This window comes from Aquimarina aggregata (assembly GCF_001632745.1).
Classification (GTDB): domain Bacteria; phylum Bacteroidota; class Bacteroidia; order Flavobacteriales; family Flavobacteriaceae; genus Aquimarina; species Aquimarina aggregata.
In genome coordinates this window covers 1-5,393 of record NZ_LQRT01000025.1, presented here as the reverse complement: position 1 = coordinate 5,393, position 5,393 = coordinate 1, and the positions used below count along the sequence as shown (strand labels likewise).

Below are 5,393 nucleotides of genomic sequence, written 5' to 3'. Positions count from 1 at the left end.
TTCATTTTCCCGAAATATGTTATAGTCTTTTTGAGCTGATGTAGTTGCTACAAATAAGATAAATAAGAGACTTAACAATAGTTTATTCATGCTATGTTTTTAAAATTTGTGCTAACGTTTAATATATGTGTCGTAGCAGAGCAAAATGTTACCTTGATTTTCGGTTTTTCTGCGCATTGGTTGCTAACTTTTTCTTTTTGCAAGCATTGCGCCTTGTCAAAAATACAACAACCTTTTGATTCATCGCTTTGCTGCTGTAAGCACATATATCGTGTTGGCAATAGTTTTTATTCCTTTCTTACTTTTTCAGAAAGATTATTAAAAATTTTTCTCAATTCAGTTTCACTGGTCAATTTAAAAATGTCCAATAGATAGCAAACACTTTCTGCTTCCCAAGCATATTTATTAATAGTCCGATTGTATTTTTTCAAAAGTTTGTTTAGACTTATTTTGGTTACATTTCCTCCGACTTCTTCTTCAAGCACGGTTATAAAATGATTTATAGATTTAAGCGGTATTCTCCAATCTCTTTCCGCTTCGAGAATTTTTCCCGTAATCTTTTTGTCAGTTTCATTCTCAAATCGATTTTCTTCGATAAGGTCAAATAATTTATCAAAAGTTAACAATGGAATTTCAGTCATTCTTCTTCAATTCTTATTAATCCAAATTTATGTTTCCCATATCGATTCGTTAATGTTCCAGATAAGCTATCATTATTATCAGTCAGTTTATAATCAATTACAATTTTGTCTATAATGTCAACCGGTTTGCTCAATGAATCCCAATAAAAAGTCGGATAATCAAATTCAATTTTTGATTCAGTTGCAGTCCATTCAACTTTATCATTATTATCGTCAATAAAGACAAGGCTTTCACGATAGAATTGCCAAATTATTTTCTTGTTTTCAGTTTCATACCACTTCCCGTTAAGTTTCTTTTCAGCTGAATTTTGTCCACAAGAAAAAATCAGAATGAAAATCAATAATACTGGTATGTAAAGTAGCTTTTTCAAATTATTACCAACGGTTTGTGTATGGCTTGTTGTGGAATTTTCCGAAGGAAGATTCCGATGAAACACTAAGGTAGCAAATCTGCAATGAATTCCGTTAAGGAATTCAGCCGCAATGAGCTATACACGGTGTTGGGCACTGGCTTTTTTTATTTTCAGTTGATATATTATTCCATAAATCATTCCGATTATTCCGCCAAGATAGCTGAAATTGTGCATTGTTCCAGCTGTCAAAAAACTTTTTCGGTCATTCAATTCAGCTGGTAGATTCCAATTCGCATCCAAGTTTGAGATTATAAACTCCGTAGTATTCCATTTGGAATTTAGGTATCCATTTGCTAACATTCGAATCGTTAATCGGTGAATAACCAAGATATTGCCCTAAGATCGTATTGGTGGCAGAAACCATTATGAATAAAATTATATTTCTCATTCTTGTGATTGCATATAACGGTCCAGTGTATGAGTAGTAGCGGGTTTCTACTCACAAACCTTTCGGTCTCATACAAACCTTTGTTTTATGTTTATATTCTCGTTTTATCACTTAAATCGCTATTACTTATACATATTGTTAGCAAACGCTGTTTAGTCAGAGGTGTCATTATTACTATCATTTAATTCATTCTTAGAAATAAAGTTAACCCATTTTTTTGTCGAATTTGAAATTAGACTTTCAAATCGCTCAACAAAATTAGAAAAAGCATCTTTATCATTTTTATACGGTCCTGTTCTCGCTAAGAAAAGAAACTTTTCAAGTTTTAATGATTCTGCAACCGTTCTATATTCTATACAGTTTTCTTGAAATTTTATTAAAGTCATAATTCCAGTCAAAGCTGCTATGATTATCCCAATGATACCAACAATAATCTTAAGCAGGGAAGTAGTGTTTGTAATATAAGCAGTTAAAAAAGGAATGAATAAGGCTAAGACAATTTCAAATATTTTTAAGGATAAGTACCATTTTTTATTTGAAATACTTTTTTGGTCATACCACTTAATCTGGTCAACAATCCTTGTTTCAAGATATTCTTTTTCCGTTCGAGGTTCAATTTTGTAGTAATCCATAAGAGATAAATTATTGTATATTCATTTTTTCATCGTTAGATGTGATTATTAACTAAATCAAATAATTTGTCAGTTGCCCCTTCTCTACAATCATGATATTGAATCATTTTCATATATGTTGGTAAATTTGCTGAATATAAATAAACAGGTAGCATTATATTAAGATCTGATTCTCTTTGCCTATAATAAGCTATATGATACTCTTCTTTGCAAACTTTTGAATCTAAGTACTCAGGTGATAATAATGTGAAAATTTGCTTGCAATCATCTAGCGCTTCAAATAATTCTTGTTGCCAAGCATGTCCTGCCTTTAAGCTATTTTTATCAAAAAACACTTTAGTGCTTGAACTTTTTTTTAAAAGCGAATCCAAAAGAATCTTTGCCTCATCACTATTTTTGTGGGAATAACTAATAAAGTAATCATATTTAAAATCTCTTTTAATTTTATGAGTGTGTTTTAGCTGTTCCTTTTCTTTATAGTCATTAAAAATTAGTTTAGCTGTTTTAGCTTGCTGTTCGTTATAAGCAACAATCTTAATTGTGTCTAAATCTAAACCTAGTTTAAGCCAATTTATTGAAGATTCTAATATTACTGACAACATCTTTTGAATAGGGAACATCGCATCTCCTGTTGCCAGAATAGGCATTGCAATCGACCGTATCTTATATTGTTCCGTCATTGGTAAGAGTGACTGAAAAATATCACCGACCAATTCAGGAGGAGACAAATTCTTTACTAGAGGCTCAAAGCACAATATTCTATTAAATTGAATACCAGAATAATCATTAGGGTTAATTTTTATTGATAACCAACAAGAAAAAATTTTTCTTAAGTCGATTTCTTTTACCTTGGAAAGTAGGGATACATTTAATCCTCTGGAATAGAGTGAGCCAATTAATGAAGTTGGTGTCGGTATGTAATCATTTGGAAATGCCGATATTACAAGTAAATCAAAAGATTCAGCATTAGATAATCTAGTTAAATCACCTTCGCACAATTCAATTTTTCTTATTGAGTCTTTATAATTAATATTTATGGTGTCAAGGAGTCTCATTCCATGTTTGCTAACGTTTAATATATGTGTCGTAGCAGAGCAAAATGTTACCTTGCTTTTCGATTTTTCTTCGCATTGGTTGCTAACTTTTACTTTCTGCAAGCATTGCGCTTTACCAAATATACACGAACCTTTCGATTAATCACCTAGCTGTTATGATCACATATATAGTGTTAGCCACTTTTTTTATTTTCTTCATCCAAATTTTTGATTCCAGGAGCATTTTTAAGAATATTCTGTCCAAGCTGATCTGGTAAGCCTATAAAAAGTGTAGCGCTACTATCCCAGCAAACTATTTCAAAAAGAGAGTCGTCAAGTTGTTTTTTAGGAGATCCAATCCAAAATTCCGGATTTCCATCCGCGTATGGTATTTCACTTAGTTTCATTTCTATTCCTGAAGGATAAGCAGAAATGACTGCCCAAACAAACTGATAATCATATTCAATAATTTTCGAGCTTAATTCTTTTCCAGTGACCCATCTTGGATTTTCAAGTGGAGCCCATCCGCCATCTACATCCGCAAAGTGCCAATCGTAATCTTCCATATTTATTTCCATCCATTTTTCAATATCCCTGAGGCTAGTGAAGAAATCAACTTCTTTCGTATTTTCTTGAATTAGATTCATTTTTGAATTGTAGCTAACGGCCCTTGTATGTTGCGTTTGCCTGCCGAAGACGGCATATGCAATATACAAATTGTTATATACAGTTTTTTATTTAATTGCGTCTTCAAACATTGGTCTTTGTCGCTTTCCAGAAATAACATCCATGATCAACGACTCTATATTTCTATTTACAGAATCATTAGGCTGTATTTTAATAGCTTTGTCAATTGTTTCTTTAGCTTCTAGGTCTTTTTCGGCGACTAATAAGTTCATAGCATGATTCCCTATTAAAGCAAAGTTATTTGGTTTTCTTTTTAAAGATTCTTCAGAGTAATGTAAAGCTTTATCAAGGTCTTTTAGGTGCATGGCTTCTAAAGAGGCTTCCATTGCAATTGAATGGTTCTCTAACTCTATTTTTAAAGCAGTTTCTAATTGTTCAAGAGCTTCTGAATGTCTTTCTAATCTTTGAAGTGACTTAGCCATTAACATCATGCTTTGCCAATGGTCAGGAACTATATCAAGACATTTTTTAAAATTTTTTATGGACTCTTCAAGTATTGACTTTTCAGATTCATTAAGTTCTTTTATTCTATATCCATCTAGAAAAATCAATCCTTTCTGCCTATTTCCTGCTCGTTCAAATATATTGTTAAACTCTTGATGCTTTTTATTTTCTATTTCTTGTTCATCAATCTTATCATAGATTGTCCCATTCAAGAGGTTTTCAATTTCTTCAGGCAATAATTCTTTTCCATAGTCAGAATAAGGATTTAGTATAAATGTTGACCCTTTCGCTATTCCAAATAAGTCCTGACCTTTTAAACTCATATAAGCAACTTCTTCTTTTACTATTCCTTTATCAAAAATCCTATTTGTAGAAGTGAAAATTGGAATCTGACCTTCTTCAAAAGTGACAAACTGAACAGTTGTATCCTTCTCTAATGTGTGAATTCCTTCTTCCGAATCCGAATGTCCATCAGTCAACACAAACAATTGATTCCATAATAATTTTTGATAAAATTCTTTTTGAGCAGGTATTTCCGATGCAGCTCGCATTAGACCTTTTTCTAATTCATTTTCCGGAAATGTCGAGGCAATTTTTTTTTTTAATATATCAAGTATTCCCATTTGTATTGCTCTAATTGTATATAACGTTTAATATATGTGTCTTGGCGAGGCAAAATGTTACCTAACCATCGACATTTCTGCGCAGATTTTATACTTTAATTCAGCTTTAAAATCACTACGCTATCCTAAATATACAAGAACCATTCGATTAATCACTAATTAGCTATGATCACATCATATAGTGTTGTAAGCGGTTTTTTATCCCAATTAATGAAATCGTATTGGGCTTCTGAAAATTAATTCAGATTTCAATTTAAAAACAATCTCATTTTTAACGACATATTTTTCTCCATTTGAAGATAAATGGATATTATAAATAACTTTTGTTAAGTCTACATCTTTATTTAGTTTGTCATAATGCCAACTATACACAAAATATGCTTCAATATCTTTGGTTACTGTTTTAAGTTTCTCAGGCAAAAAGGCAAAACTTTTCGCTTCTGATTTGTACTCATCTTTCCAACTATAAAAACCGTCAACTGCTGAAACAGATTTTAATTCAAGAGGAGAGTTTAAATAATCCATAACTTT

Annotated in this window: 7 protein-coding genes; all 7 read right to left on the bottom strand. The window is 31.5% G+C overall.

Translation table 11 applies throughout. From position 1 onward, the window contains the following. Positions 1 to 287: 287 nt before the first annotated feature. On the bottom strand, positions 288 to 641 hold the full coding sequence (locus tag AWE51_RS18140) for a hypothetical protein (protein WP_066316403.1): 354 nt from the start codon (positions 639 to 641) through the stop codon (positions 288 to 290). Further along, complete coding sequence (locus AWE51_RS18135; protein ID WP_157766166.1) at positions 638 to 1,012, bottom strand: hypothetical protein; 375 nt, start codon at positions 1,010 to 1,012, stop codon at positions 638 to 640. The genes AWE51_RS18140 and AWE51_RS18135 overlap by 4 nt, the downstream gene beginning before the upstream one ends. A gap of 582 nt (positions 1,013 to 1,594) precedes the next feature. Then, positions 1,595 to 2,074, bottom strand: a complete 480-nt coding sequence (locus AWE51_RS18125) for a DUF4231 domain-containing protein (RefSeq protein ID WP_066316391.1) — start codon at positions 2,072 to 2,074, stop codon at positions 1,595 to 1,597. A 35-nt stretch (positions 2,075 to 2,109) separates the two neighbouring features. After that, a complete protein-coding gene (locus AWE51_RS18120; protein WP_157766165.1) occupies positions 2,110 to 3,231 on the bottom strand; it encodes a TIR domain-containing protein in 1,122 nt (373 codons plus the stop codon). Between the two features lie 71 nt (positions 3,232 to 3,302). Next, positions 3,303 to 3,686: a hypothetical protein gene (locus tag AWE51_RS18115; RefSeq protein WP_157766164.1), complete on the bottom strand. Its 384-nt coding sequence runs from the start codon at positions 3,684 to 3,686 to the stop codon at positions 3,303 to 3,305. A gap of 156 nt (positions 3,687 to 3,842) precedes the next feature. Further along, positions 3,843 to 4,790, bottom strand: a complete 948-nt coding sequence (locus tag AWE51_RS18110) for an SseB family protein (RefSeq protein WP_232517408.1) — start codon at positions 4,788 to 4,790, stop codon at positions 3,843 to 3,845. A 279-nt stretch (positions 4,791 to 5,069) separates the two neighbouring features. Continuing rightward, positions 5,070 to 5,393, bottom strand: a 324-nt coding sequence (locus AWE51_RS18105) for a hypothetical protein (protein ID WP_157766163.1), incomplete at its 5' end; no start/stop codon positions are given.